This window comes from Psychrobacter cibarius, assembly GCF_904845955.1.
GTDB classification, from domain to species: Bacteria; Pseudomonadota; Gammaproteobacteria; order Pseudomonadales; family Moraxellaceae; genus Psychrobacter; species Psychrobacter cibarius_B.
Map to the genome: position 1 here is coordinate 422,736 of NZ_CAJGYX010000002.1, position 26,453 is coordinate 449,188.

The 26,453-nt window shown below is 43.6% G+C and carries 26 protein-coding genes and 1 pseudogene; 14 read left to right on the forward strand and 13 right to left on the reverse strand.

Features of this window, described 5'->3' with window-relative positions:
- Window positions 1-105: 105 nt before the first annotated feature.
- Both JMV76_RS05250 and hpf read left to right on the forward strand, forming a co-directional pair.
- A complete protein-coding gene (locus tag JMV76_RS05250; protein ID WP_201501889.1) occupies window positions 106-1,755 on the forward strand; it encodes an RNA polymerase factor sigma-54 in 1,650 nt (549 codons plus the stop codon).
- Window positions 1,756-2,183: 428 nt separating this feature from the next.
- Window positions 2,184-2,552, forward strand: a complete 369-nt coding sequence (gene hpf, locus JMV76_RS05255) for a ribosome hibernation-promoting factor, HPF/YfiA family (protein ID WP_045443369.1) — start codon at window positions 2,184-2,186, stop codon at window positions 2,550-2,552.
- Between the two features lie 237 nt (window positions 2,553-2,789).
- Here the strand turns inward: hpf and thiS are convergent, their stop codons facing one another.
- From thiS to JMV76_RS05275, 4 genes are all read right to left on the reverse strand, one after another.
- Entirely contained in the window at window positions 2,790-2,990 is a 201-nt protein-coding gene (gene thiS / locus JMV76_RS05260; protein WP_055123529.1) for a sulfur carrier protein ThiS, read from the reverse strand.
- Between the two features lie 117 nt (window positions 2,991-3,107).
- Entirely contained in the window at window positions 3,108-3,485 is a 378-nt protein-coding gene (locus JMV76_RS05265) for a DUF423 domain-containing protein (protein ID WP_201501890.1), read from the reverse strand.
- A gap of 63 nt (window positions 3,486-3,548) precedes the next feature.
- Window positions 3,549-4,412 (reverse strand): RNA polymerase sigma factor RpoH, encoded by an 864-nt coding sequence (gene rpoH / locus JMV76_RS05270; RefSeq protein ID WP_198329691.1) that lies wholly within the window; start codon window positions 4,410-4,412, stop codon window positions 3,549-3,551.
- 241 nt (window positions 4,413-4,653) lie between these two features.
- Window positions 4,654-5,109 (reverse strand): sulfurtransferase TusA family protein, encoded by a 456-nt coding sequence (locus JMV76_RS05275; protein WP_193009274.1) that lies wholly within the window; start codon window positions 5,107-5,109, stop codon window positions 4,654-4,656.
- 535 nt (window positions 5,110-5,644) lie between these two features.
- Between JMV76_RS05275 and JMV76_RS05280 the strand changes: the two genes are divergently transcribed.
- The gene (locus JMV76_RS05280) at window positions 5,645-7,273 is read left to right on the forward strand and encodes a M48 family metalloprotease (protein ID WP_201501891.1); all 1,629 of its coding nucleotides are present in this window, start codon (window positions 5,645-5,647) and stop codon (window positions 7,271-7,273) included.
- A 47-nt stretch (window positions 7,274-7,320) separates the two neighbouring features.
- Here the strand turns inward: JMV76_RS05280 and JMV76_RS05285 are convergent, their stop codons facing one another.
- Both JMV76_RS05285 and rpsU read right to left on the reverse strand, forming a co-directional pair.
- Window positions 7,321-7,770 (reverse strand): GatB/YqeY domain-containing protein, encoded by a 450-nt coding sequence (locus JMV76_RS05285; protein WP_201501892.1) that lies wholly within the window; start codon window positions 7,768-7,770, stop codon window positions 7,321-7,323.
- 144 nt (window positions 7,771-7,914) lie between these two features.
- Complete coding sequence (gene rpsU / locus JMV76_RS05290) at window positions 7,915-8,130, reverse strand: 30S ribosomal protein S21 (RefSeq protein WP_010195908.1); 216 nt, start codon at window positions 8,128-8,130, stop codon at window positions 7,915-7,917.
- Between the two features lie 408 nt (window positions 8,131-8,538).
- Here rpsU and JMV76_RS05295 point away from each other — a divergent pair, with 408 nt between their 5' ends.
- From JMV76_RS05295 to JMV76_RS05320, 6 genes are all read left to right on the forward strand, one after another.
- Window positions 8,539-8,937, forward strand: coding sequence for a hypothetical protein (locus JMV76_RS05295; RefSeq protein ID WP_201501893.1), 399 nt, complete (start codon window positions 8,539-8,541; stop codon window positions 8,935-8,937).
- 84 nt (window positions 8,938-9,021) lie between these two features.
- Complete coding sequence (locus JMV76_RS05300; protein WP_109591187.1) at window positions 9,022-9,531, forward strand: c-type cytochrome; 510 nt, start codon at window positions 9,022-9,024, stop codon at window positions 9,529-9,531.
- 333 nt (window positions 9,532-9,864) lie between these two features.
- Entirely contained in the window at window positions 9,865-10,923 is a 1,059-nt protein-coding gene (gene tsaD, locus JMV76_RS05305) for a tRNA (adenosine(37)-N6)-threonylcarbamoyltransferase complex transferase subunit TsaD (RefSeq protein WP_201501894.1), read from the forward strand.
- 55 nt (window positions 10,924-10,978) lie between these two features.
- Window positions 10,979-11,350: a CrcB family protein gene (locus tag JMV76_RS05310; RefSeq protein WP_045452571.1), complete on the forward strand. Its 372-nt coding sequence runs from the start codon at window positions 10,979-10,981 to the stop codon at window positions 11,348-11,350.
- 549 nt (window positions 11,351-11,899) lie between these two features.
- Window positions 11,900-12,220: a hypothetical protein gene (locus tag JMV76_RS05315; RefSeq protein WP_201501895.1), complete on the forward strand. Its 321-nt coding sequence runs from the start codon at window positions 11,900-11,902 to the stop codon at window positions 12,218-12,220.
- Between the two features lie 136 nt (window positions 12,221-12,356).
- Window positions 12,357-12,677: a hypothetical protein gene (locus JMV76_RS05320; RefSeq protein ID WP_201501896.1), complete on the forward strand. Its 321-nt coding sequence runs from the start codon at window positions 12,357-12,359 to the stop codon at window positions 12,675-12,677.
- Window positions 12,678-12,996: 319 nt separating this feature from the next.
- Here JMV76_RS05320 and JMV76_RS05325 read toward each other — a convergent pair whose 3' ends face one another.
- The 4 genes from JMV76_RS05325 to potA all read right to left on the reverse strand — a co-directional run bounded on the left by JMV76_RS05325 (window position 12,997) and on the right by potA (window position 16,966).
- Window positions 12,997-13,887 carry a LysR family transcriptional regulator gene (locus JMV76_RS05325; protein ID WP_045452563.1) on the reverse strand — a complete coding sequence of 297 codons (891 nt, stop codon included), beginning with the start codon at window positions 13,885-13,887 and terminating at the stop codon, window positions 12,997-12,999.
- 108 nt (window positions 13,888-13,995) lie between these two features.
- Window positions 13,996-14,826: a spermidine/putrescine ABC transporter permease PotC gene (potC, locus tag JMV76_RS05330; RefSeq protein WP_201501897.1), complete on the reverse strand. Its 831-nt coding sequence runs from the start codon at window positions 14,824-14,826 to the stop codon at window positions 13,996-13,998.
- Window positions 14,826-15,704 carry a spermidine/putrescine ABC transporter permease PotB gene (potB, locus tag JMV76_RS05335; protein WP_201501898.1) on the reverse strand — a complete coding sequence of 293 codons (879 nt, stop codon included), beginning with the start codon at window positions 15,702-15,704 and terminating at the stop codon, window positions 14,826-14,828. Before potB ends, potC begins: the two co-directional genes overlap by 1 nt.
- Window positions 15,704-16,966 (reverse strand): spermidine/putrescine ABC transporter ATP-binding protein PotA, encoded by a 1,263-nt coding sequence (gene potA, locus JMV76_RS05340; protein WP_201501899.1) that lies wholly within the window; start codon window positions 16,964-16,966, stop codon window positions 15,704-15,706. The genes potB and potA overlap by 1 nt, the downstream gene beginning before the upstream one ends.
- Window positions 16,967-17,458: 492 nt before the next feature.
- Between potA and JMV76_RS05345 the strand changes: the two genes are divergently transcribed.
- The 3 genes from JMV76_RS05345 to JMV76_RS05355 all read left to right on the forward strand — a co-directional run bounded on the left by JMV76_RS05345 (window position 17,459) and on the right by JMV76_RS05355 (window position 19,941).
- Window positions 17,459-18,097, forward strand: coding sequence for a carbonic anhydrase (locus JMV76_RS05345; RefSeq protein WP_045443399.1), 639 nt, complete (start codon window positions 17,459-17,461; stop codon window positions 18,095-18,097).
- A gap of 152 nt (window positions 18,098-18,249) precedes the next feature.
- The gene (gloA, locus tag JMV76_RS05350; RefSeq protein ID WP_201501900.1) at window positions 18,250-18,831 is read left to right on the forward strand and encodes a lactoylglutathione lyase; all 582 of its coding nucleotides are present in this window, start codon (window positions 18,250-18,252) and stop codon (window positions 18,829-18,831) included.
- Window positions 18,832-18,954: 123 nt separating this feature from the next.
- Complete coding sequence (locus tag JMV76_RS05355) at window positions 18,955-19,941, forward strand: mechanosensitive ion channel family protein (protein WP_227690110.1); 987 nt, start codon at window positions 18,955-18,957, stop codon at window positions 19,939-19,941.
- A gap of 112 nt (window positions 19,942-20,053) precedes the next feature.
- On the opposite strand, the gene JMV76_RS05360 is transcribed toward JMV76_RS05355, so the two are convergent.
- The 3 genes from JMV76_RS05360 to ribA form a co-directional block, all read right to left on the reverse strand.
- Entirely contained in the window at window positions 20,054-20,524 is a 471-nt protein-coding gene (locus JMV76_RS05360; RefSeq protein WP_201501901.1) for a c-type cytochrome, read from the reverse strand.
- A gap of 398 nt (window positions 20,525-20,922) precedes the next feature.
- The gene (hemF, locus tag JMV76_RS05365; RefSeq protein ID WP_201501902.1) at window positions 20,923-21,918 is read right to left on the reverse strand and encodes an oxygen-dependent coproporphyrinogen oxidase; all 996 of its coding nucleotides are present in this window, start codon (window positions 21,916-21,918) and stop codon (window positions 20,923-20,925) included.
- A 30-nt stretch (window positions 21,919-21,948) separates the two neighbouring features.
- Window positions 21,949-22,620 (reverse strand): GTP cyclohydrolase II, encoded by a 672-nt coding sequence (gene ribA, locus JMV76_RS05370; RefSeq protein ID WP_045452548.1) that lies wholly within the window; start codon window positions 22,618-22,620, stop codon window positions 21,949-21,951.
- A 601-nt stretch (window positions 22,621-23,221) separates the two neighbouring features.
- On the opposite strand from ribA, the pseudogene dxs reads away from it, so the two are divergent.
- A pseudogene (gene dxs, locus JMV76_RS05375) lies at window positions 23,222-25,244 on the forward strand (1-deoxy-D-xylulose-5-phosphate synthase).
- 346 nt (window positions 25,245-25,590) lie between these two features.
- The gene (locus JMV76_RS05380) at window positions 25,591-26,418 is read left to right on the forward strand and encodes an inositol monophosphatase family protein (RefSeq protein WP_045443417.1); all 828 of its coding nucleotides are present in this window, start codon (window positions 25,591-25,593) and stop codon (window positions 26,416-26,418) included.
- The last annotated feature ends 35 nt before the right edge of the window (window positions 26,419-26,453 follow it).

Consider the following 26,453-nt stretch of genomic DNA (forward strand, 5'->3'; position numbering starts at 1 on the left):
ATTGCCACGAAAAATGCTATCGTCATGTCCTGATAACATTAAATCGCTACTTTAAGTGGCAACATATATAGACTATCACCAGTATCGGAGTGTAATAAGCCACCCATGAGTATGTCTTTCGGATTGGCGACCACGCTGAGCACCTCACAAAAACTGACCCCGCAAATGCAGCAAGCCATTAAATTGCTGCAACTCTCTAGTCTTGAGCTTGCGCAAGAAGTTCAGGCCAAGCTGGATAGTAATCCATTGCTTGAACGTATTGAGGATGATGAAGATGAATACGATTATGGCAGCGGCGATAGAGTAGATGAGTCATTGACACTTGATAGCTGGAACCAGAGTAATGATACATTTAGTACAATCTCTGAGAGTAATACCCATACCTCTGAACCAGATGAAGACTTTAGTGACAGCTTAGACAAATTACAGCAAACCAGTATCGATGATGGTGCCATAGACAATCATACGATGGATAGTGACGACTATAGTAGCTTTGAAAGTAGTGTTGATAGCAGTAATTATGCATCTACGGCAAGCAGTTCGGGGAGCAAAAGTGACGAGGATTTTGATAGTTATCAAGGCGGCACTTCTGCCACCATACAAGACCATGTGCGCTGGCAGCTGAACTTTAAGCATCTCTCAGAAGCGGACATGTTGATTGCAACCTATCTGATGGATTCTATGGATGACATGGGTTTTGTGCGGCTTGATATCGATGAGCTGTTGCAAAGCTTCGATACGATGGCAAGTTTTTATCAATGGGAAGAGCCTGTTGAGCACGATGAAGTCATGGCTGTTTTACGTGTTATTCAGTCTTGTGATCCGCTGGGTGTTGGGGCGCGAAATCTCAGTGAGTGCCTAGCGATTCAGTTGTCCAAGCTTGATGCAAATACTGACCATCTAAAAGAAGCGCAAGCATTATTGTCAGCCAGTGAGCATTTGGTGAGCAATAACATCAAAGCATTGACTGAGCGGACTGGTCTCGCACCTGCACAGATTACCCCCGCGCTTAACTTGCTGCGTACCTTGAATCCATCACCTGGATTGCTGTTTCAAAGCAGTCAACCAGACTATACTCAGTCGCCAGCCAGCTATGATATTCCTGATGTTTTGGTCACGCCTATACGTCACCATCAGAGTCAGACGAGTTCAGATACATCGACGCAGGAGGACGGCTGGTATGTGCGCCTCAATCCTGACACCATGCCAAAGCTAAGAGTCAATCAAGAATATGCCAATTTGGTGAAGCGCGGTGATGACAGCCCCGACAATCAATATCTGCGTGAAAACCTCACCGATGCCCGCTTGTTTATTCGTAGTATCGAAGAGCGTAATCAAAACTTATTAAAAGTGGCAACCAGTATCGTGCGTTATCAGCAAGAGTTCTTGCAGCATGGCGCAACTGCCATGCAACCGCTCATCCTAAAAGCCATTGCGGAAGAAGTGGGTTTGCACGAATCGACCGTTTCACGTCTAACCACCAGTAAAACAATTTTGACGCCGCAGGGATTATTTTCACTCAAACATTTCTTTTCATCTCATGTCAGCAGTACCGACGGTGATATTTCATCGACTGCCATTAGCGCCATGATTAAGCAACTGATAGCCGATGAAGATGCCAAAAAGCCATTATCTGACAGTCGCATAAAAGATTGTTTATTATCGGAAGGTATCGATATCGCCAGAAGAACCGTGGCCAAATATCGTGAAGCAATGAATATTGGCTCGTCTACTCAGCGTAAACAGAAGTATTAAATGTCACAATTCAATGAGTTAGCAGAAGGGTAATGCTGTTGTTAGTATGTTTTTTAGAAGATATAAAAAATAAAATTTTTTGATTATATAGAAACACTGAGGAAACAACCGTTTTTATTACATTTAATTACAATTTACTGTCTTGCTACTATTCGATATTCATGACAAATTAGAGTCATACCAACAACGAAATCCAAGTGTCGATCTAGCGTATTTACTTATATCATTAGTCAAAATGACGACAAAAGGACACGTTCAATTTTTGCTAACAGTATCGATTATTAAAGGCGCTGATTAATAAAGACACCCCATTCATTGTTGGTAAGGCAGGGTGAAAAAGCAGGAATGCTGGCTCATCTGTTGATTGTAAGTAACAACGCAAGCAACAACGTAGGCAACAATGTAAGTCATAATAAAAGGACAATAATATGAATGTTTCTATCAGTGGTCACCATATCAGTGTTACCGACGCTATGAACGCAGCTGTTCAAGAAAAACTTGATAAAATTGGTCGTCATTTTGATCAAATACAAAGTATTCAAGTCATTTTATCATTAGATAACAGCGGTGCTATAAAGAGCCATAAGGCTGAAGCGATTATGCGAGTCTCGGGTAAAGAGATGTTTGTCCAAGCGCTTGACGATGATATGTATAAAGCCATTAACGAGATGGCAGACAAACTCGATAGACAAGTACGCAAATATAAAACCAAGTTGGAGAGCAAAAAGACTCAGGGTGCTGGGCGTGATGGACGCTATGAAGAGCTGATGACAGACGATGCTGCTCCAGCAGTCTAATGTTATAGAGTTTAGGATATTTAAAGGTTAATGATTACTGGCTGATGAAATAATAAATAGTATAAATAGCCGCATTTTTAGATATCTCTAAATGACATTGCCTAAAACGGGAAAAGACCTCGAACGTTTGCTACGTTGAGGTCTTTTTTATGAGCAATTATTTTTTAAAAACTCATCTTTAAATATATTTCTTTAAGTACATTCATTTTCAAATCAACAGATCATTATTTTGGCTAATTAGCCACCACCGACTGCTTGTACCACTTCGATATTCATACCTTCAGCGATACTTAATTGAGCAAGCTCACTCTTTGGAATCAGTTCGCCATCGACTTCTACTGCATAACGACCTTGGCTAAGACCAAGCTCATTGATGACCAATTGCACGGTCTGATGGGTAGTCTGTAGTGTCTTACCATTAACGATAATGGTACTCATAAAATATACTCCTTAATGATTTTTTATCCTTTTGTGCGTACTAAGGCGTATCCTCAGTTTTATCTCCATTTTCAAAATGAGGACATGCTCTAAAATTTAATTTACTTATTTAACTGGCTATTTTGCGACCAATTTGTTCATCTTAAATGATGACAATGCTAGCCATAGCCAACCTGCAATCATTAGTACACCACCGATAGGCGTGATCGCGCCAAACCAAAGTGGTGCGCCAAGTGTCATTGCATATAAGCTACCAGCAAATATTATTACGCCAATTTGTAATAGCCATGCGGTGGTTTGCGTGGCATATCTTAGGCGAATTAACAGACCAACCAGTAATAAACCCAGCGCATGTATAAACAAATACAGTGTTGCAGTGTGCCACCATTCGAGTTGTTGAGCACTGGCGATGTTTTTTAGGCCATGCGCCCCAAACGCCCCTAAAGCGACAGCAATGGCCATATTGATCGCCGCAATACCTATCCAATTTAACATGACAAACTCGTATTATCTAAAAACTACCGCTGGTGAAAGACAGGCACTACTGATAGGTAATTGCTACTGAATATCGTCTGGCAAAATAACGCTATCAATGGTCATTGCCTCGCGGATTTTGTCCATGGCATTTTTTTCGATTTGGCGTACGCGTTCTGCTGAGATCGAGTAGACGGCTGCCAATTCGTGTAAGGTTGATTTTTGCTCAGAGAGCCAGCGTTGCTCCACGATATCGCGTGAGCGCTCATCAAGGGTATCCATTGCCGCAATCAATGCAGATGAGTTGCTTTCTTCCCAATCTGCTTCTTCTAACTGCTCGGCAGGATCGATACCATCTTCTAAAAATAGCTGCGGTGCATAACGTCCATCGTCGTCATCGCTAGATTGTGCTTCAAACGAGGCGTCATAAGAGGTAAGCCGCGACTCCATTTCTAACACTTGCTTGCGTGTGACATTTAAGTCTTTGGCAATGGCATCAGCCTCTTCTAGCGTGAGTTGGTTGTTGGTTTTTTTGAGACTACGTAAGTTAAAGAATAGTTTACGATGCGCTTTGGTGGTCGCGACTTTGACAATGCGCCAGTTACGAATCACAAATTCATGGATTTCTGCTTTAATCCAATGCACAGCAAATGACACCAAACGCACGCCCTTATTCGGGTCAAAGCGTTTTACAGCTTTCATTAGTCCCAGATTGCCCTCTTGGATTAAGTCTGCTTGCGGCAAACCATAACCCGAGTAGCTGCGGGCAATATGAATCACAAAACGCAGGTGCGACATCACGAGCAGACGCGCCGCTTCTACATCGCCTTCATCATAATAACGATGCGCCAGCTCTTGCTCTTGGATTGGTGTCAAAATTGGGATTTGGTGCACCGTGTTGATATAAGCGCCCAAATTGACCCCAGGCGCTGACAAATGAGTCGGCATCGCTGGCACTAAGTCACGGGTGCTAGTATCGCCTAAGGCGCTAGCATCATAAGGTGGACGTTGGGCGGCAGCTTTTAATGCGGCATCACGTGCTTCGTTTTTTATAGGAGCTGCCTCATCTTTTTTATTCGTTTTTGCCGTATCAATAGAATTATTAGCCATATTCTTGACCTTGATTAAATAGTGACGCAAATAGTCAGATAAAAATCTTTATAGTTGTAATTGTAAAGGATAGCGACACTTAGTTGCTATCAGTTTTAGTAATGATGAAGTGATATATTGTATCGAAACGCTGTGCTGATAAGCTATCCGCTGATGGCTGATCCGTCATGCTACTAACGATTAATCGCAGTTGACTTGCGGCATTTGTTTGCTGGCTTTGTTGACAAAAAGCGGTGATATCAGCCTGTGAGTTGGCATCAGTTGCGACCACATATAATGAACCGCCAGCCGTGACGTCACGTAATGCCACTTTGGTTTTTAACAGCGGCATTGGACAAGCAAGTCCGCGACCATCGACGAAACGTTGGACATGAATGGGCTGCGTTTCATTCGCCTCATGATCTGTAGTGACAGTATGTGCTGGTAACAAGTCTAACAGGTTGTTGATGTCTTGCTGCTCAGTATCAGACAAATCTGCTGATAAGTTTATAGAATAAGGCGAATATACGGTGGTTGACTGACGATCAGCAGACATAAAATAAACCTTATAAATATTTTGGTTTGTACTAGATTGTATTGAATATTCGCAAACACGCAATGACAGTGCCTATAATTCATAAAAGACACTCGGCAGTGACCAGATCCTATAGTCATGAAATGCCATTATACCAAATAGCCGATATGTAGTTGAAGTTGAATATAGTCAACGTCACATTCAGTTCATTAGAATCACATATAGTTTGTTCAAGATAATTTAGATACAAGGAAGGCGAGCAAAAGTACTAAAAATAGTAGACTGAGCGCGCCTGACACCACATCCATTTTATATGGGATTGACTAAAGACATGTTGCACAATAGTGACGGACAGCTGAGTTATTGGTAGTCGAATGCAGACTAGAATTGACCTTATATCAGCAAGCTCGTATAGTCGAAAAACGTTTAGTCAAAAAATCAGTCGAAAAAACCTTACTTCAAAAACACCTTATTTCAAAAACAGTATCATTACTCACTTGCATAGGATACGCACTTGAACCATTTTAATAGACAATCGATACTTGGTAATGCGCCCATGACCCAGGAAAAAAAATGTAAAAGTGCCGAGCGTTCGATGGCATTATCGAGCGCTATTAAATTGGCATTGTCGGCGGTACTAATGACGATGACCACTGCTGCCATGAGTGAGGATAGTTTTAATAATGCTAATACGAGCAGCAAAGCGATGGCATCCAATTATAATTCATGGAAAACCAGCGGCTCAGAAGAACTAAATCTGCCCAATTTGCGCGGACAAGGCTTGAGCTTCGCTGAGCAATATCAAAATAAATTGCTCGGCGAATGGTCGTTACGGAACGTCAATGGTCGTATCAAAATGGAGCATGATCCTTGGATTCAAGAAACGGTCAAAGACATGACTTGGCGTCTCAATGCGCAAGCAAGGCAGCAAGCGCCGATGGGTTTGGTTATCATTGATAACCCAAGTATCAATGCCTTTGCAGCACCAGGCGGGGTCATTGGACTTAATACAGGGACGATTCTGGCCGCTAGCAGTATGGATGAGCTTGCCAGTGTGGTGGCGCATGAAGTTGCTCACATCAGTCAGCGCCATTACGAAAGTGGTGCTGATGAGCGCAAAAAGGCCTTGCTGATGCAGATAGGCGGTATGCTGGCAGCGATTGCAGCATCGGCGGTCGATGGTGATGCAGCGGCGGCAGTGATGATGGGCAGCCAAACGGCAACGATGAACAGCACGATGGCATTTAGTCGAAATAATGAGCGCGAGGCCGATCGGGTGGGCATGCAAATCATGACCCAAGCAGGCTATGACCCAAGGGCGATGCCGCGATTCTTTGCCACGATGAACCAACGCAGCCAGCTCAACCAAGTTGAAAATCGATTTTTACCAAGCTTTGTACGCTCGCATCCACTCAGTAACGAGCGCTTAAGTGAAGCACAAAGTCGTGCCCAGCATTATCCCTCATTGTCACTAAATCAGCAGCAGCGCCATCAGGCTTTATTTGATCTGCTCTATTGGCGTGTCCAAAGTACGGGTAAACACGCCTCAGAGACAGTGCTAATGACGGCTGCTAAAAATAGCGTAGGTGCCAAATTGGCTTTGATGAACTGGTATGGCGAACAGCAACGCTTTACAGAGGCAAGTGATTTACTGGCTGAGATCAATCGACTGCCGCCTACGCAGCGCCAAAATTTAGAGCCTTTACTATCGATTACTCATAGCCAAATTCTAACGGAGCAGAATAAATGGTCACAAGCGGCGGACGTATTAGCCAGCCAGCAGCGTGTGTATCCTGAGCGTCGTGATCTGCGTCTTTATTTGGCAGAAGCGCTCACCAATAGCAATCAGCCAATCAAAGCCCAAGCACTACTCAAGCCACTGACCGAGCAGCAGCCAAGCGACCGTTATGCTTGGCAAAGTCTGCAACTGGCCAATGAAAAACTGGCAAAAATGACCGACTCTGCGTCCCTGAAAAATATTGCCACCATTAACGCGCTACGCTATCGCAGTCATGACCAACTATGGAGTAGTCGTTACGAGAGTGCGTTGACGTCACTGACCCAAGCCAAACAACTGGCGGAAAAACTACAAACCACGGCTCAAGCCAGTAGCGCCCGTCCATTGCTTGCCAATATCAATGCAGAAATCAAAGCAGTAAAAACCGCCAAAGACTTTGAGCCTTAGGCGGTTATTTTTACGATGTCGTCATTAGCTTTTGATGACACTAATTACTAGCCTTGCAGCGCATCTTTCACCAGCTTAGAGATGAGCGCAGGGTCTGCGCGTCCTGCGGTTTTGTTCTTTAGTATACCCATCACACTGCCCATGTCACGCATAGATGTCGCACCTTGTGCAGCGATTTCCGCATTGACCAAGGCCGCAAGTTCAGCATCATCCATTTGTTTTGGCATAAATTCATTGATGATATCAATCTCAAACTGCTCTTTGGTTGCCAAATCATCACGGTTGTTTTCGGTAAAAATAGTCAACGACTCATGGCGTTGTTTTAGCTGCTTTTGCAGTATATCTAAGACTTGCGCATCATCAAGCTCTATTTGACGGTCAATCTCAATTTGCTTGATAACCGCTTGCACGTTGCGTAAGACTTTAACGCGTTCAAGCTCACGTGCTTTCATAGACACTTTGACATTGTCTGATAAAGTTTGTTTAAGTTGGCTCATTGTTATTATCCTTATTTGTTAAGAGGTATTTATTCAAATTTTTAAGCAATAATAATAAAAATTGTAGCATAAAAAACGCCACTGATATCAATGGATAACAGTGGCGTTAATGTAGCACTTGTACTTAATTAATCGAATTATCGATTAGTACATACGAGTGGTACGAATAGTTTCGCGTTGTAATTTTTTCTTATAACGCTTTACGGCAGCAGCTTTTTTACGCTTACGTACTTGCGTTGGTTTTTCATAAAACTCACGCTTACGTACGTCTGATAATACGCCAGCTTTTTCGCAAGCACGCTTGAAACGACGGATAGCGATGTCAACTGGTTCGTTTTCTTTAACCTTAACTGCAGGCATGAAGACTCCTCGATTAGGATGAGATATAAGGGCATTAGTTTGGCTGTGTATTAGTATTTAGCCGTAATATCTCAAGATTACAGGCATCAGCTCAAACTAGGATAATCTTGCGCATGAGCACAAGGGCAAGCATTTTAATAAAAAATATCAGTTAAGTCAATGATTTTAGCACATTAATCCATATTTATCATTAAGTTGCAAGGGGCAATGCGCAGAGACAATTCTAAAAGTAGTTAGAACGCAGGTTTTTGCTCCAGCTTTAATGAAACTATAAATGCAAAGTATAAAATTACTATGAATAAAAACCCTACTGTCTATAACGGTTTGGTTGGAGTTTATGCTATGATAATTTGCATATAATAGTCAGTATATTAACCATTTTATGTGTATTTTATTGAGGATGTTGGAATGAAAAAAACAGGACTAAATACAGCGCTAAGTACCGCATTTATCATTGCTCTTGGCTTTGGTATTAGCGCTTGTAGTGGTGAGAAAGAAGGCGAATCACACGAAGTATTGGCAAAAGATCGCGTTGATGAAGCCGCTGAGCTGGCTCGCAAAAACGCGCCTGAAGCTGAAAAAATGGAGTTCCCAGAAACGGCTCCAGCGCCAGTAACTGAAGCTGATGGCACCGTAGATGGTGCTGCAACTACTGAAGCAGGGACGACTGCTACTGATATGACAGATGCAACGGATAGCGATGTTGCTGTCGCTGACAGTGCAGATATGCCAGCTAGTAGTGCAGATGTGCCAGCTGCTGATACGGCGGCAACGCCTACTGCTGACGCTGAACCAGCTACGAACTAATCACGGTTTGTGTGTTGATATGTTTTGAATTTATGCGCTGTCATAAACAGTCGCTAACATGAAATATCGAATAGAGGTGTGATCATGATAAGTAAACAGCAGCGTATGAATAAACTGGTCTTATCTGCCATTAGTTTAAGTGCGCTATTAGCAATCACTGCTTGTAGTGGTGACAATGCAGCGGTTGAAGAGCCTGCTGTTGTCAATGAATCTGCCGATACAACGGCAGTGGTAGAAGACGCACCTATAGTCGAACCTGAAGTCGTTACACCTGAACCTGTGGCAGATACCGAGACGACGGTCATTGAAGATAAGCCAGTGCAGGAAATCTCCGCGGAGCCTGAAGTGTTGGCTGCGGATGCAGGCGCCAAGCTTTATGAGACCAACTGCAAGGTTTGTCATGAAGGAGGGCTGCTGAACGCGCCGAAATACGGTGATAAAGCCGCGTGGGAGCCGCGACTGGCTAAAGGCACAGAGACGCTGCACATGCATTCGGCAAAAGGCTTTAATAAGATGCCAGCACAAGCCACCGATAAGGTCAGTGAAGCCCAAGTTTACGCGGCTGTAGATTACATGATTGAAGCAGTTAGCTGATCTGATATATTAAGAGATATTGACCATTGAAATTTGTTAAACTGACCGTCATTGTGACTGACAATGGCGGTTTTTTTTATGCACGTTTTTTAGCAGATAAGAGGGCGTGTCCTCAATTCAATCGATTAACCTCTAAATAGGCTAAAAATGGCTAAATTTTGTCAAACATCGCCAAACATTGTCAAATAGCTTATTAATATCTCGATATTATTTGCGCTGCTTTCCTTGTTTGACGGCAATTTTTATCACCATTTTTAAAAAGAAGACACGCCCTAAAAGATAGCAACGTTGTAACAAATAATACGCAGACCAAAGTATGATAAAGGCAAAAATATGAAAGTATTGGGTTTAGAGACTTCTTGTGATGAGACAGGTCTGGCGATTTTTGACAGTGAACAGGTGAATAGTGACAATCAAGGGCTGGTTGGACAAGTCCTGTATTCACAAATAGAGCTGCACGCACTGTATGGTGGCGTTGTGCCTGAGCTTGCCAGCCGCGATCATATTCGTAAGTTGGTGCCTTTGCTTAATGAGTTGTTAGAGCAGTGCAATGTAAAGAAAAATGAGATTGATGCCATTGCTTATACTAAGGGACCTGGACTCATTGGCGCTCTGATGACGGGCGCATTATTTGGGCGCAGTTTGGCGTATGGTTTGGATATACCAGCGATTGGTATCCATCATATGGAAGGACATCTGCTCGCACCACTGATGGGTGCTAATCCACCGGCCTTTCCGTTTGTTTCGTTATTGGTCTCAGGTGGGCATACATTACTCATCGCCGCACGTGGTGTCGGGCAATATGAAATATTGGGTGAGTCGATCGATGATGCCGCAGGTGAATGCTTTGATAAAGCCGCCAAAATGCTAGGCTTGCCTTATCCGGGTGGTCCCAATATTGCCAAATTGGCTGAAACAGGCAACCCAACTGCTTACAATTTGCCAAGACCCATGCTGCATCGCGGCTTAGATTTTTCTTTTAGCGGTATGAAAACCGCCGTGCATAATCTTATTAAAGACACCGATGGTTCAGGTGGCTCAGGGAATAATGCGGATAGCGATCCGCAAGTTCGCGCCGATATCGCCGCCAGTTTTCAGCATGCAGTCGTCGATACGCTGGTGAGAAAGTGCGTGAAAGCACTGAAGCAAGTAGAGATGAGTCGATTGGTGATTGCGGGCGGTGTCAGTGCCAACACTCATCTGCGTGAAACTTTGGAGAGCGAGCTTGCCAAGATAAATGCCACTGTGCATTATGCGCCTCCTGCATTATGTACTGATAATGGGGCGATGATTGCTTATGCTGGTTATGAGCGCCTGCAGGCAGGGCAGTCTGATGATTTAGCGGTGAGCTGTGTGCCGCGTTGGCCGATGACTGAGCTACCAGCAGTGTAAGACGGCTTTGCTCAATACTATCTCCGTTAACCTTTCTTAAACCTAAGGATAAACTATGCAGTGGCTTGCTATTGGACTAGGGGCTGCCATTGGGGCTTGCCTGAGGGCGTGGTTGGCTCGCTTTAATCCGCTGCATCACTGGATACCCCTTGGGACGCTTGGTGCCAATGTATTGGGTGGATTATTAATAGGGTTAGCACTGGTGTGGTTTGAGCGCGTGGGCAGCAGTTTATCGCCCAATGTCCGACTGTTTGTGATTACCGGTTTTTTGGGCGGATTGACCACCTTTAGTACTTTTAGTGCAGAAGTTTTTACCTTTATCAACGCTGGTAAATTATTAGCAGGTTTGGGATTGGTCGGACTACATCTGGGACTGACGTTACTAGCAACCGCTATCGGATTTTACTTTTTTAAGCTGGTTTTATAAGCTTCGATAGATGTCATTCGTATAATGGTCTAATATAAGTGGTTCCATTATACCAGTCTGTTTTAAGTGGTCTATTAATAGGTTTTCGAGACTTTTTAGCTGGTTCCCTTGGGGTATATTTTTAGTTACCTTCGATCTTGTCCATATTATTAGTCCCAATCACTTCGATATTTGGTTTGGTCGCTATGCGGCAAAAATGGTACAAGTGAATTCCGTGTCGGTTGTCGCCGTATTATTAGTATTATGTATGTTATATAAGTACCATATTATGAAGCCGCATCTCTCTTTTATCATTACAAAACCAAACCCTCATCACCTATTACCTATATTTAACGAGACATTATCAAACAGGTAATAAGTACGCGCTATTCAGCCACAGTCGTTACTCTTCTTTAACTTTCATAAATCTACGCAACACCATAATCCGTTATCATTTCCTTTGTCGACAGAACGAAGTTTGATCATAATGTTTGAGCGTCTTTCTCTCAAAAAAAGATGGATAACAAAAACTAAGATTTATAGCCAGTGTCAATTAAAAAGGAAATAACGATGAAAATTATTATGTTTAAAAAAATTGCCGTAGGCTCAGTATTAGCAATCTCTACCTGCCTAGCTATGGTTGGTCAGGCAAATGCGGCACCGTCTAACCCTACTCACTATGGAATGGGTGTAAATAATGGTCCATTGTCTAAACTGAACCTAACCAAAAAACAAAAAAGCCAAATTCAAGCGATTCAAAAATCAAATCATAACAATGGTAAAAACGGTTATAAAAATAACCATGCGGCAATCTCAAAAGTACTGACCGTATCACAGCGTAATCAGTTAGAAAAAATGAGAGCTGGAAATAGAGCAAAACGTGGTCAATAAAATGGTCACAACCAAGGTAAGTATAATCAAAATCAGAACCACAACCGTCACCGTTAATTGAAAAAGACAGGTTTGGCTTAAAATATTGTTTTATCAGCATTATGATGAGAAATGGTATATATAAAGGATCGCGCTCATGAAGAATAATTTGGTTCGTATAAAATCCCAAATATTATTTAGCTTAACATTATTCATTTTAGCCATGGTGCCCGTCACCTCTACCTTTGCCATCCTGCCCATGGCATCGGAAATCTTCCAATCTGAGTCATCTTTCACTGCGTCTAATGATGAAAAAACCTTAACGGCTGATGGTGTTTTTTCTACCGAAAATAGTATAACAATTGAAAATCATAGGATTATTGCTTCCAGTGAGAGAGCAACATCCTCAAATTCCATTAATGAGTATAAGCATAAATCTGACCTTAAAAAGCAGTCAAATTTTATGAAGTATGATTGAGCTTGTAGAATAGTCGCAAGCGGTAATCTCCCACGATAAATAAGAACACTTATAAAAGGTGTCTCTATCGCTGACTTGTGTTAATGCTTAAATGAAATTCCGCACACTCTTTATAATAAGTACTTTATTGTAGATACAGCCTTAAACTGTTCAGAAAGTACACTGCAACTATTTAGATAACTAAATTCGTTACCATCATTAGCCTACAGCCAAAGGTTCAAGTCCTCACTAGGGTACCGTTATTTACCATAACGCTCGTCATAGCGTAAGAGAGCGGATGATATTTCTCAACTGGAATAATTTAGTAGATAGTGAAATACTACACCGGCTTCACAATACCTTCTAATAAATTCGCAAAACCTTGCATATAAGCGGTATCTTGGCTCGATGTGCGCGTCGCTGCATATAGCTGACAATGCACACCCGTACCCAATGGACGCGAGACGACCCAGCCTTTTTTCTCATATTCAGCAACCACCCAATCAGGTAACGCCGCCACACCGCGTTCACTAGCAACCAATTGAATCAGCATCGCCGTCAATTCTGTAGTACGAATACTATCAAAGCTTACCTGCGCGGGGGTCATAAAATTGGCAATAATATCAAGGCGCTTGGCTTCCACTGGATACGCAATCAGGGTTTCATTGGTTAAATCATCTGGCTCAATAAATTTCTGCGCCGCCAAATCATGCGTTGGCGATAGCACCAAGCGACTTTCATACTCAAATAACGGCTGATAGCTGATACCGTCTATCGGTAAATCGCTGGTGGTAATGAGTAAATCAATATCACCTTCCATCAATAAGTGGTGCGGCTCTGGCTCAAAACCTGTCGCAAAATCTAGCTCTACATCAGACCATTCGCGGCGGTAATGATTGAGTATCGGCATTAGCCAATCGAAGCAACTGTGACATTCAGAGGCTAGCCGTAATCTACCCGCTTGACCGTGAGCTAAGCGCTTAAGATTGGATTTGGTACGAGTGACCTGCGGCATGATGCTATCTGCCAATGCTAGTACCGTTTTACCTGCTGGCGTAAAAGTCAGCGGGCGTGTTCGGCGATTGACCAAGCTGATATCGTAATAATTTTCCAGCTCTTTTAGCTGATGCGAGACCGCGGAAGCCGTGACGTGCAGTTCATCGGCAGCCGCCGCCAATGAGCCATGCGCTCGCAGCGCGGTTAAGGTATTGAGATGACGAAGCTCTAACATAAGACAACCTAACCGCTAAAGTGAGAAAAATTCATTATAATCGATATAGCGCTGATTTTCATTCAAAGTCTGATTTTTAATCAGCAATGCTAAATGAGCAATGGCAAACTAGCGTCGACGCAATAATAGCTGTGAAATAATCACCAATATCAGCGAGGCAACCAATAAAATCGTCCCAATGGCATTGACCTCTGGCTTGAGTCCTACCCGTACCATCGAATAAATCCGCAGTGGTAAAATCTCATAACTGGGCCCCGTGACAAAGGTAGAAACCACCACATCATCGAGTGATAAGGTAAAAGCAAGTAACCAACCAGCCATCACGGCTGGAAAGATGACAGGAATGAGCACGGTACGCACCATCGTTGATTCATTGGCACCCAAGTCGCGTGCGGCTTCCATCAAGCGTTCATCCAGACTGCTCAATCGTGCAAACACCGTGATGACTACAAACGGTAAGCAAAAAGTAATGTGCGCGAGTAACAGCGAGACGAACCCTAATTGCAACCCTATTAATAAGAATAATGCCAATAATGAAATAGCGAGTACAATTTCAGGCGACATCATTAATACAAATAACAACCCATTTAATAAGCCTTTACCGCGAAAGTTATATCGATGTAGCGCGAGGGCGGTCAATGTTCCTATCAAAGTTGAGACGGTGGCTGCGACCAACCCCAATACAATAGAATGCCAAAAAGCATCGAGCATCGCTTGGTTATTCAACAGCGACTCATACCACTTTAAGCTAAAGCCGCCCCAGTTATAGCCGACTTTAGACTTATTAAAGGACATGACAACTAAGACGATAATTGGCAAATACAGCATGGTATAAATGAGGCTAAGATAGCCTTTAGCCGCGATACTGCCAATCTTAATAGACGATCTTTTTTTAGTTGCCGAGCTATTCAGTTGATGATTCAGTGAACTATCAGACATTAGGCCACCTCATTAAAGTCGGTCTTGCCAATGCGGCGACTACTGGCACGGTAGGCGAGTAATAGCACTGCCATTGCTAGCGTTAATAACACGCTGGCAGCTGCGCCAAATGGCCAGTCACGCGCATCCAAGAACTGGTTTTTGATGATATTGCCGACCAATAAATTGCGTGAACCACCCAAAATATCTGCCACATAAAACATACCCATTGCAGGCAGCAGCACCAATAATACTCCTGAGATAATGCCAGGCGTCGTCAATGGCAATATGATATGCCAAAAAGTCTGGGTCTTTGATGCACCTAAGTCTTGTGATGCCAGTAGCATGTCATGGCGCAGATCGGTAAAGACCGCATACAACGGCAACACCATAAATGGGAACAGTAAATACGTCAAACCAGCAATCACCGCCACTTGCGTGTATAAAATATCAATCGGGGCATCGATGATACCGATTGCCAGCAGCGATTTATTAATCAAACCATTATTGGCAAACAATAACTTGAGTGCATACGTCCGCACCAAAGAGTTGGTCCAAAATGGTAGAATTAACAGCATCATGAGTAGCGGCTGCCAACGCGTTTTGGCTTTGGCTATCAGCCAAGCAAAAGGGTAGCCAAGTAACAAGCAGATGATGGTTGTGATGCCTGCCATCCATAACGAATGAATAAATACGCCAAAATATAGCGGATCAATCATGCGTATATAGCTGTCGATGTTGACAGGCAAGCTAATAAAAGCACTGCTATCGCGGCTCAAAAAACTGACAGCGATGACTAAGATATTTGGCAATAGCGCAAATATCAATAACCAACCCCAAATCAGCCAGAGCGTTACGGTACGAAAAGGACTTTTGCTGCCTAAGCTATGACCTGCCATCAGCTAATATCCTTTTGAGCAGCTAAACTGGCAGCTTGATGATTGGCTTCATCATCAAGCGTACCGTCTTCTGGTAGTACCCATTCCCAGCCATCGACCCATGATACTTTAACGCCTTCATATAACTTGTAATCAAAGCTTGGATCATCCTCATCAAAGAATTCAGAAGCCTTAATAATGTGACCGTTTGCTAATTCAATAATCGAATCTAGGGTGCTACCTTTATAGTTGCTTTCAATTACTCGCCCGAGTAAGCCACCATGTTCTTTATCATTGGGGTCATAAATTCGCAAATCTTCAGGACGTAGCAATAAATTAACGATATCGCCCACTTGTACATCGTTAGCAAAATCAGGGCGGCGTAGATTGCGTAAGGTGGTCGGACCGTCTTGCGCTTGTGCTTCACAAACTTCGACTTCGATACGGCCATTGGTCACGCGACCGTCGCGATCTGGTTGGTTAGGATAAACGCCTCTGACTTCCGCTTTAAACAAGTTGGTCTCACCGATAAACTTGGCGGTAAATAAATTCGCCGGTGTTTCATAAATCTCAATAGGCGTGCCGATTTGCTGAAAAGTGCCATTTTTCATCACGGCGATACGATCTGACATCGATAGCGCTTCTTCTTGATCGTGGGTGACAAATACAAAAGTGATGCCAAGCTCTCGTTGCAGCCGTTTAAGCTCAGATTGCATTTGTAAACGCAGCTTATGATCGAGCGCAGATAGTGGCTCATCAAGTAGCAACAGTTTAGGACGATTGATGACCGCCCGTGCAATGGCGACACGCTGCTGCTGACCACCAGACAAGTCTTGTGGCCTGCGATTGGCTAAATGCTCCAGCTGTACCATGGCGAGCATCTCGCGCACGCGGGTTTGAATCTCATCTTTCGGTACTTTTTTGAGCTTAAGCCCGTAAGCAACGTTTTGCGCGACACTCATATGTGGAAACAAGGCGTACTGCTGAAATACTGTGTTTACGGGACGTTTATCCGCTGGCAAGCCAGCCATCTGTACGCCGTCTAGATAAATTGCCCCAGCATTTGGCTGCTCAAAACCAGCGATTAGGCGCAGTAAGGTTGTTTTACCGCAGCCTGATGGACCAAGTAGCGTCAAAAATTCACCGTGCTTGATATCAAGATTGATGTCTTTTAATACTTCAGTTTGATCATAGGTTTTTTTTAGACCAGTCAGTTGCAGTAGTACTTTGTCATCTTGAGCTGATGCAGAGGCTCTGTGCATATTTGGCGGTGAATTGGTCATAATATTTATTCCTACGTGTCCGACATCGCAGTACAGCTATTTATTTAGGACACTGTGGTCAAGGTGATTTGATATGGATATAAGCGATGGGTGTAAACCCGATTTGGTCGCCGCGTATTATAACAAACCCTTGATATAAATCAGTGCAAGTTCGTTATAAGTTCTGCGAGCAACACGGTTACGCTGTCAATGGCTGTTGATGCTTGATAGTTCGGTGTTGTCTGTTTGATGCTCGGTTTTGGCTAACGCATTTCTGTTTTTCAGTTTCACTTCCAACTTTATAATTCTGTATGATTGGCAATAACTGCCATTCTATAACGATATTTAAACAAAAATTTTTATCATTTTTTGGTTTTTATTCCTATACAATCACGGTATGGCAGACAAACACAATGCGCCTGATAGGTTGGTAGCCATTCGCAAATCTATGTTTGAATACATGTGTGTAAAGCTGTTTATAACGCTAATATTATTAATGATAAAGGATGTCTTATGCCTAACGATACACGCCCGAAAACCGGTCAAGAAGCTCTTGCGCTTTTAAAAGAAGGCAATATGCGCTACATAGATAGTTTGACCACCACTGATCCAACAATGCAAAGACGACCTGAATTGGTTAAAGATCAAGATCCCTTGGCCATTATTTTGGGTTGCTCGGATGCACGAGTACCAGTTGAGATTGTATTTGATCAAGGTCTGGGTGATTTGTTCGTTATTCGAGTCGCTGGTAATGTCGTCGCGCCCTCACAGATTGGCTCGATTGAGTTTGCGGCCGAAAAGTTCGGTACAAAATTGGTGGTCGTGCTTGGGCACTCACATTGCGGCGCGGTCACGGCTTGTGTTGAGACACTGATCAATCCTGAGAAAAACTATTCGCCCAACTTGCAGTCGATTGTCGATCGCATTCGCCCAAGCGTTTATAATTTGCATGAGCTGGCCACTGCTAATGGTCAAGATGTCGATGCCGACGAGTTGGTCGATCGCTCTATCCGCGCTAACGTCCGTATGTCAGTTAGCCAGCTCAAACATGGCTCGCGGGCATTAGAAGACTTAACCAATAGCGGTCAATTGCTGGTCGTTGGTGCAGAGTATGATTTGGAGACAGGAAAAGTACGTTTCTTAGACAGCTAATTAATCGGTTAAATGGGTAGCACCAAGTGTGCGCTCTTACAAAACCCACTCAATGCTTTCGCGATTTTTTATTATGATAAAAGGGTCAAGCGCGTAAAAAATATTCACGCGCTTGCTTTTAAACTCTCTATTTTGTCAATATTAGGATGACTATGTCTACAGCAAATACTGGCTCAGCCACTGATAATAATAACGAATCACTTATCGCCCAGCCAACGAGCAGCGTCAATACCGATGGTGTGCAGCCTATCTCAGCACAGACGACAGGTTTCACTTTTAACCACACCATGCTACGTGTCAAAGATCCTGCCAAGTCGTTGGCGTTTTATACTGGTGTCCTTGGTATGACTTTGCTGGCGGTAAAAAAATTCCCTGATATGGGTTTTGATTTGTACTTTTTAGCCAAGTTAACCGAAAGCGAGCGCGACAATTTGCCCGCAGGTAATGATTTGGAAATCTTTGCCTTCCGTCAACGCGGCATCTTAGAATTGACCCATAATTATGGTACTGAAACGAAAGCTGACTTTAGTTATCATGATGGTAATGGTGAGCCACAAGGTTTTGGACATATCTGCTTTAGCGTACCTAGTCTCGACGAAGCGGTTGCTTGGTTTGATAAAAATAATGTCGAATTCAAAAAACGTCCAGAAGATGGCAGTATGAAAAACATTGCCTTTATCAAAGATGTTGATGGTTACTGGATTGAAATTGTACAAGCAGATTTAATGGGCTAGCTTGACAGGCTGGTACGTCAATACGGCAATACGTCAGTTAGTCTAGGACACGCCCTAGTCAAACAATCAATTAATCGAGTGAATGGAAGCATAAAGCCAACCAACCAAAGGAGTGACGTCTAGATGCCTACCTCTGAGGCAGAAACGACAGTAAATACCAATATAGCGGCTGAACCAGTGACAACAGATGTGCTGACATATCAAAGCATCATTGATTCAGCAAATGAGATAGTGGTTGGCTTTGTTGAACGCATTCCTTATTTTGTCGCATCAATTATTGTTATTCTGATTTTTTGGTTTCTATCGATTGTCTTCAAAAAAGTGGTATACAAACTTTTAGGCAGTCGCAGTCGGCATCAGAACTTGGTTAAAGTGTTTCAGCGAGTAGGCGGCGCACTCATCATTTTTATCGGTTTTATGATTGCTATGGTGATTGCCGTGCCAGGATTTACCCCTGCTAAGCTGATTGGTGCACTCGGTATTGGTTCCGTCGCTATTGGTTTTGCCTTTAAAGATATTTTTCAAAACTTGCTCTCTGGTATTTTGCTGCTGATCTCAGAGCCGTTTCGCATCGGTGATCAGATTGTCTCAGGCGACTATGAAGGGACGGTTGAGGATATTAAAATACGCGCCACGACTATCAAGACGTATGACGGTCGGCAAGTGGTTATTCCCAACTCTGATTTGTATACCTCAGCATTGACTGTCAATACCGCCTATAAGCAGCGCCGTTTGCAAGTGGCTGTCGGTATTGGCTATGAAGATGATATCGAGGCAGCAAAAGCTGAGATTCTACAAGCGTTAAATAAAGTCGAAAGCGTATCGAAGAAAGCGCAGCCAAGTGTGATTGCTACGGGCTTTGGTGATTCAACGATAGATTTGATGGTACGTTGGTTTATCGAAGATGGCACTCAAGCCAACAAAGTGACGTCGATTCATCAAGTGATCGTAGAGATTAAGAGCGCACTCGATGCAGCAGGTGTCAACATTCCATTCCCGATACGCACGATAGATTTGAGTGACCCATCAGTGACATCGATTGTGAATAAATTGCATGAGCAAAAGGCGATCGATGTTAATAACGATGTTAATAAAGCTGTAGCAGAGTAATTTGTTTAGCGCGTTATTTTAAAGAACTACCTTTTACACAATATTTTCGAAATAAAAATCCGCCCTATCAAATGACATGGCGGATTTTTTTACGATATCAATTTATGACAATTTAGTCAGTTTTGACTTTAAAGTCAGTATGACATGATTTACAGCTAGCGCCGACTTCACCAAAGGCTGGTTTGACGTCGTCGATGCTAGTGGCTGTTTGTGCAGCAGCGTTCAGCTCAGCAGTGACTTTTTGAAAGTTTTCTGCTTCTGCGCGAAAACCATCGGCATTTGACCAAACGGCATCAGTCGCATTGCCAACGGCTTCTTTATTTTCAAAATGACTCCAAGGCGTAGCAGCGTCTTCTGCTAAAAATGCGGCTTGCTCTTTGAACACGGTGGCATCAAAGGTGTCAGGTGCTTTCATCATATCACCCATGACACCCATCGCATCACCATAGCTTTTCATGCTATCTTGGCGGGCTTTTACATCAGGGTCAGTGGCAGTGCTACACGCTGTTAGACCTAGGGCGGCTGCCATCAATGTGATGCCAAAGATAGATTTTAATGATTGGTTGGTATGAACCTGTGCCATGTGAATTACTCCTGTAAAATTGATTAGTAGTAGGCGCGCTTATAAACGCTGGCTTTACATACTGTTTTTAAATATCTGCCTTTAAAGACTTCTTTTAAATCGAAAGGTTTCTTCTAAATACTGCTTTTAAATAAAGCGTATTGTTATAAAAATTACCTCAACATCTTTTGGAAACGCATTCGCTTCTAAAGGATTTTTCCAACAATAGTTTTCATTGTAACGGTTATCTGTGCAGTGGACGTAAATTTAGTTGTTATATCATCGTAATTTTTGAGTCAGTGACTTTCGCTCATATAAATTATCGCTCATATAAAAAGGTCAGCGTGGATAGCTGACCTTCTTAATACTCTCTAAAGACAAGCTAATAAATACCTTAGCCTTTATTATATTCACACAAACTATAGAGTCAACCAAGCGCGTGGTTTTAGATAAAAATCGGTCAATGCAAACTCAGGCGAGCCTTCAGTCGGCTCAAAGCGATAATGCCAGCTGGCAAGCGGCGGCATACTGACTAAGATAGACTCGATACGGCCATTGCTTTGTAGTCCAAATAAAGTGCCGCGGTCATAAACAAGGTTGTACTCAACATAGCGACCACGGCGATAGAGCTGAAATTCGCGCTGTGCCTCGGTATAAGGGGTATCTTTACGCTGTTCAAAGATGGGCATGATACCGTCAAGATAACCGTTGCCGACCGCCTTCATAAAATTAAAACAGGTTTCAAAGTCCCAGCCGCGACTTTCTGTATTGACATCATCATAAAATAAGCCGCCGATACCGCGCTGCTCATTACGATGACGTAGGTGAAAATACTCATCACACCATTGCTTGAAATCAGGGTAGACGCTGTCACCAAAAGGCGCGCACAGATCATGACAGACTTGATGCCAATGCACGCAATCAGCGAGTACGGGATAAAACGGCGTCAAATCAAAACCACCACCAAACCACCAAATAGGGTCTTCGCCCTCAGCTTCAGCAACGAACAAACGCACATTGGCATGGCTGGTTGGGACGTTCGGGTTTTTGGGATGGACAACCAATGAGACACCCATGGCTTGGGCTTTACGACCAGCGATATGGGGATGGCGTGCAGTGGCTGAAGCAGGCAAGTTATGCACGTGAATATGACTGAACATCACACCCGCTTTTTCAATCACCTCACCATCTGCTAGGACACACGAGCGACCGCCGCCGCCTTCAGGACGTTCCCAGTCATCAGGGACAAAGGTTGCATTGCCGCCACCATCGCGCTCTTGCGCTTCTAAGGCTTGACAGATACGAGCCTGCAAATCGACCAAAAATTCACGCACACGCATGATGTCGTTATTGGCTGGCACTGTTAAGTTTGCCGCTGATAGCTCTGTCTTATTCTCTGTATTTGAAATACTCATAAAATATCTATTTATTTAGTGTATTGATGTCTACTTATTAAGATGTAACGCGGTATTGAAATCTTTATCTAATAAATGACCCATGCGGTCGCGCTTAGTCGCTAAATATTCAGCATTCATATCATTCACCCCAACCAATAAAGGCACGCGTTCCACGACATTAATACCGTGCTCGGTTAGATAAGCCACTTTGTCTGGATTGTTGGTGATGAGTCTGACGGCATCAACACCGATATGAGCGAGCATCGGCCCGCACATATCATAAATGCGCGCATCAGCAGGTAAGCCCAACATGAGGTTGGCATCTAAAGTATCATGACCTTGGTCTTGCAGGGCGTAAGCGCGAATCTTATTGGTCAGACCAATACCGCGACCTTCTTGGCGCAAGTATAATATCGCCCCGCAGCCAGTCTCTTGTATTGCTTGCATCGCTGTGTTGAGCTGCGGTCCACAGTCACATTTTAATGAGCTAAAAGCATCGCCCGTCAAGCATTCTGAATGAATGCGAATCAATGGAATGGTTTTTTCTGCTCGCGTGGCGTCCGTTTGACTCGGTGAGTTGTCCGCCGTATGTTGATCGACGACAGGCAGACCGACAGTCAGCATCACATGCTCTTGACCTTCGTCGTTTTCAAAGATATGAATATCAAACTCGCCGTGACGAGTAGGTAGTTTGGCACTGGTAATAAATTGATATGACATTAATGTCCTGCATAAGCCGATAAGCGTGGCGGTAGAGGGTCTTTTTTAACCATATTAAAACAGCGATGACATCCTAGCTGCATGATGAAAGTAGGATAATGCCAGTATAATTCATTCGTAAAGACTGCATGCTGATTGTCTTTATTATAAAAACACACAAAGTTCACAAACGACGCACGATGATTAAAGCGACAATTAAAAATAAATGCTATTATGCCATACTATTTTGACGGATACAGTGACAAGTCTTTGCCCTTACATTACTATGTCGTCACTAACATCCGATATTGATGCACAATAATAAGGCATAATATTATCCCTTGTTATGAAAGCGCCAAAGCAAACTCCATCGCTGTCTATGACGGCAGCGTATGTGCTATTCGGTGTAGCGCCGCTCTTTATATGTTTATATAAAGACATAGAGGCTGCCTGAATAAATTTATGAACAGTTAGATGGTCGATTACACCAATAATGGTGTAGATATTATTGACGTCACTTAGGTAGCATTATGCACTAAGAGGCTGTCTTGTCAGCAGATTGGTAGGTATCGTACGGTTTATGCAGCAGTCACCTCATTCCCCACAGTCTCAGTCCGTATCTATGCCAGCTGTCGATTCTGCTGCCCAGCTGTCGAATTTACAGCAGACTTATACTGTGATTCCACGCGTCCGTCCTGATACGCCTTTGCTGGATAGCATTGCAGCGCCAGCTGATCTTAATGCCCTGACAACCGCTCAACTTATCACCTTGGCTGATGAGCTGCGGCTATTTCTATTGTATTCAGCAGGTCAAAGCGGTGGGCATTTTGGTGCTAATTTGGGCGTGGTTGAATTGACCATTGCGCTGCATTACCTACTAGATACGCCGCAAGATCAAATCGTTTGGGACGTGGGTCATCAAGCCTATGCCCATAAAGTCTTGACGGGTCGCCGTGATCAGTTGGCGACGATTCGCTCAAAAGATGGTCTGACTGCTTTTCCTGAGCGTGCAGAATCCGTTTACGATACCTTTGGCGTTGGTCATTCATCGACGTCAATCTCAGCTGGTCTAGGCATGAGCTTAGCACTGCGCTATCAAGGGTCGCGCGCAAACCGTTGCTTGTATCATTGGTGATGGTGCAATGACCGGTGGTATGGCGTTTGAAGCGATGAATGATGCGGTGCAACAAGATGCGGATTTATTGGTCATTTTAAATGACAATGATATGTCGATCTCTTGTTCTATCGGTGGTTTTTCACGGCATTTAGCGATGCTGTGGGAGTCAGGGTATCAGGTTGATATCTCTGATGCAGGCGAGCCAGTACTATGCCAGCGCCCTGACATGCAAGGCTTTGATCGCCGTAAGCGTCACAAAGAGATGCGCGATGTGCCGCAGTTAGAAGACAATTTATTTAAAGCGATTGGTTTTACCTACTTCGGTCCGTTTGATGGTCATAATATCCCTGAGCTACTGCGAGTATTGTCACTTGCCAAGCAGATAAAAGGGCCTGTTTTAGTCCATATTTATACCACCAAAGGAAAAGGTTTTGCCCCAGCTGAGTTAGATCCCGTCGGCTATCATGCTATCAGCAAGCTGCCTGCCGAAGATAATGAAGCAAAAGATAAAATAGCGAGTAATTCGGAAGCTAAGGTTTCAAAAGTGAAGCCGGCGTTAAAATACTCGCAAGTATTTGGGCAATTCTTATGTGACAAAGCAGTCGCAGACGATAAGCTGCTTGCCGTCACACCTGCTATGGAAGAAGGCTCGGGGATGATTGATTTTGCCCGTCAATTTCCGGAGCGTTTTTTTGATGTAGCCATTGCCGAGCAACACGCAGTCACACTGGCTGCTGGTATGGCAACCCAAGGCGTCAAACCGATTGTGGCGATTTATTCGACGTTTTTGCAACGTGGCTATGATCAGCTGATTCATGATGTGGCTTTGCAAAACCTTGATGTGATGTTTGCTATTGATCGTGCTGGCCTAGTCGGTGAAGATGGTGCAACGCATGCAGGCGTATTCGATTTTGCCTTTTTACGCTGCGTGCCCAATATGCTGATCGCCGCGCCAAAAGATGAAAACGAATGCTACCATTTACTCAATACGTGCTATGAGTACCAAGGCTGCACGGCAGTACGCTATCCGCGTGGTGTCGGTACTGGCGCAGTTATCGCATCGCCAGCACAAACTTATAACGTTGGCGAGGCAGTGGTAGAGTCGGTATTAGGTAGTGAGGATGCGCCTAAAAAGCTGGCGCTACTCGCATTTGGCACTATGGTTGCGACGGCTCAGCAAGCGGCAGAAAGCCTAATTGACAATGATATAGAATCAGACTGTCAGATACATGTCATTAATATGCGCTGGGTAAAACCTTTAGACACGGCATTATTAGAAAAGTTATTAGAGCAAGGTATTACACACATTGCGACTTTGGAAGAGCACATGGTTATGGGCGGCGCGGGCAGTGCGGTAAATGAGTATTTGCTTAACGAATCACCAGCCTTTAAAGACAACCGCCCCGCCGTTATTAATGTCGGCATTCCAGATCGCTTTGTCGCCCATGGCTCACAAGCAGAGCAAATGGCTGATTGTGGTTTAGATGTTAATGGTGTGGTAAGGCAGCTTGAAAAGCTTCTGTCGTAAGTTATAACTTTGAACGTTTTTAAGTTTTTAAACTGTCATTTGGACAGAGTATTGGTTAAATAGATAAAAGCTCGATCGATAGAGCGAACGCCTACTTAGTCGTAGGTGCTGACTTTTTTACAACTTACGCAGTTTGTGATGACCACCAAAATTTGGGTTGGTTTGGCGAACGTCATGGTTTTTTTCGTTTTTTATCGAACAATTTTAGTATAATGCGATCATCGCTTTTAAATGGCGCATTTTTTTAATCGTATAAATACAGTGTGATGCAGCGGCTGATTGGCATGTTGTGGGCACAGAGTTCGTCTTATTTTTGACATTCATTCATCAAGCAAATAGGTTATTTATGGAACCCATGGTCGTCATCGCAGCACGTACTGCTGAAAAAGTTGGTAAAGAGATTTTATATGCGCATCAAAACCGCCATAAAATCGAATTGGATATTGAGTCAAAAGGGCTTGATGGATTGGTTACGCGTATTGATCGCTTTAGCGAAGAGCTGACGATTGAAACCCTAAAAGCCAGCTATCCAAATCACTCGTACTTGGGTGAAGAGTTTGGTATGCAAGAAGGTCGCGGTGAAGATGCGGACTGGTGCTGGATTATTGATCCGCTAGATGGTACCAAAAACTTCGTCCATGGTGTGCCGCAGTTTTGTGTGTCTATCGCCGTACAGCATAAAGGCGTAACCCAACATGGCGTGATCTATGATCCTGTCCGTGATGAGATGTTCTCTGCTAGCCGTGGTAAAGGCGCGCGCTTGAACAATCGCCGCATGCAAGTAAGCGAGCGCAAAACGATTGATGGCGGTCTATTTACCACTGGTCATCCGCTTGAGCGTAAACGCAATGGCGAAATCATTTCTTATGCCAAGCAGCATTTTGAGAGCTTACAGAAAATCTCTGAAGCAGGCGGTCAAGTTCGTCGTCTAGGCTCAGCTGCGCTTGATTTATGTTATGTCGCTGCTGGTCGTTTTGACGGTTATTTTGAGATGTCAATTAAGCCTTGGGATATCGCGGCAGGTGAGCTTATCGTGACCGAAGCACGTGGCGTGGTGGTTGACCATACAGGTGCACACAACTCAATGACTTCAGGCTCTATTTTCGCCTGTAACATTAAGTTATTGAAGCCATTGATGCAAGTGGTTGTCCCAACGTGGGGTGACGCATTTTAAGCACCACTTAAGCATAATTATTAAGACAACTTAAA

Bases quoted from the DNA above. Each gene is read 5' to 3' on its own strand.
- JMV76_RS05250 (WP_201501889.1), top strand. From the start codon at position 106: ATGAGTATGTCTTTCGGATTGGCGACCACGCTGAGCACCTCACAAAAA.
- JMV76_RS05345 (WP_045443399.1), top strand. From the start codon at position 17,459: ATGCCTAACGATACACGCCCGAAAACCGGTCAAGAAGCTCTTGCGCTT.
- JMV76_RS05355 (WP_227690110.1), top strand. From the start codon at position 18,955: ATGCCTACCTCTGAGGCAGAAACGACAGTAAATACCAATATAGCGGCT.
- rpoH (WP_198329691.1), bottom strand. From the start codon at position 4,412: ATGCCGACTCATTTGTCAGCGCCTGGGGTCAATTTGGGCGCTTATATC.
- JMV76_RS05320 (WP_201501896.1), top strand. From the start codon at position 12,357: ATGAAGAATAATTTGGTTCGTATAAAATCCCAAATATTATTTAGCTTA.
- hemF (WP_201501902.1), bottom strand. From the start codon at position 21,918: ATGAGTATTTCAAATACAGAGAATAAGACAGAGCTATCAGCGGCAAAC.
- JMV76_RS05300 (WP_109591187.1), top strand. From the start codon at position 9,022: ATGATAAGTAAACAGCAGCGTATGAATAAACTGGTCTTATCTGCCATT.
- rpsU (WP_010195908.1), bottom strand. From the start codon at position 8,130: ATGCCTGCAGTTAAGGTTAAAGAAAACGAACCAGTTGACATCGCTATC.
- potA (WP_201501899.1), bottom strand. From the start codon at position 16,966: ATGACCAATTCACCGCCAAATATGCACAGAGCCTCTGCATCAGCTCAA.
- gloA (WP_201501900.1), top strand. From the start codon at position 18,250: ATGTCTACAGCAAATACTGGCTCAGCCACTGATAATAATAACGAATCA.
- potB (WP_201501898.1), bottom strand. From the start codon at position 15,704: ATGGCAGGTCATAGCTTAGGCAGCAAAAGTCCTTTTCGTACCGTAACG.
- JMV76_RS05285 (WP_201501892.1), bottom strand. From the start codon at position 7,770: ATGAGCCAACTTAAACAAACTTTATCAGACAATGTCAAAGTGTCTATG.
- thiS (WP_055123529.1), bottom strand. From the start codon at position 2,990: ATGAGTACCATTATCGTTAATGGTAAGACACTACAGACTACCCATCAG.
- JMV76_RS05325 (WP_045452563.1), bottom strand. From the start codon at position 13,887: ATGTTAGAGCTTCGTCATCTCAATACCTTAACCGCGCTGCGAGCGCAT.
- JMV76_RS05310 (WP_045452571.1), top strand. From the start codon at position 10,979: ATGCAGTGGCTTGCTATTGGACTAGGGGCTGCCATTGGGGCTTGCCTG.
- hpf (WP_045443369.1), top strand. From the start codon at position 2,184: ATGAATGTTTCTATCAGTGGTCACCATATCAGTGTTACCGACGCTATG.
- JMV76_RS05265 (WP_201501890.1), bottom strand. From the start codon at position 3,485: ATGTTAAATTGGATAGGTATTGCGGCGATCAATATGGCCATTGCTGTC.
- JMV76_RS05360 (WP_201501901.1), bottom strand. From the start codon at position 20,524: ATGGCACAGGTTCATACCAACCAATCATTAAAATCTATCTTTGGCATC.
- tsaD (WP_201501894.1), top strand. From the start codon at position 9,865: ATGAAAGTATTGGGTTTAGAGACTTCTTGTGATGAGACAGGTCTGGCG.
- JMV76_RS05280 (WP_201501891.1), top strand. From the start codon at position 5,645: ATGACCCAGGAAAAAAAATGTAAAAGTGCCGAGCGTTCGATGGCATTA.
- JMV76_RS05295 (WP_201501893.1), top strand. From the start codon at position 8,539: ATGAAAAAAACAGGACTAAATACAGCGCTAAGTACCGCATTTATCATT.
- JMV76_RS05315 (WP_201501895.1), top strand. From the start codon at position 11,900: ATGAAAATTATTATGTTTAAAAAAATTGCCGTAGGCTCAGTATTAGCA.
- JMV76_RS05275 (WP_193009274.1), bottom strand. From the start codon at position 5,109: ATGTCTGCTGATCGTCAGTCAACCACCGTATATTCGCCTTATTCTATA.
- ribA (WP_045452548.1), bottom strand. From the start codon at position 22,620: ATGTCATATCAATTTATTACCAGTGCCAAACTACCTACTCGTCACGGC.
- JMV76_RS05380 (WP_045443417.1), top strand. From the start codon at position 25,591: ATGGAACCCATGGTCGTCATCGCAGCACGTACTGCTGAAAAAGTTGGT.
- potC (WP_201501897.1), bottom strand. From the start codon at position 14,826: ATGTCTGATAGTTCACTGAATCATCAACTGAATAGCTCGGCAACTAAA.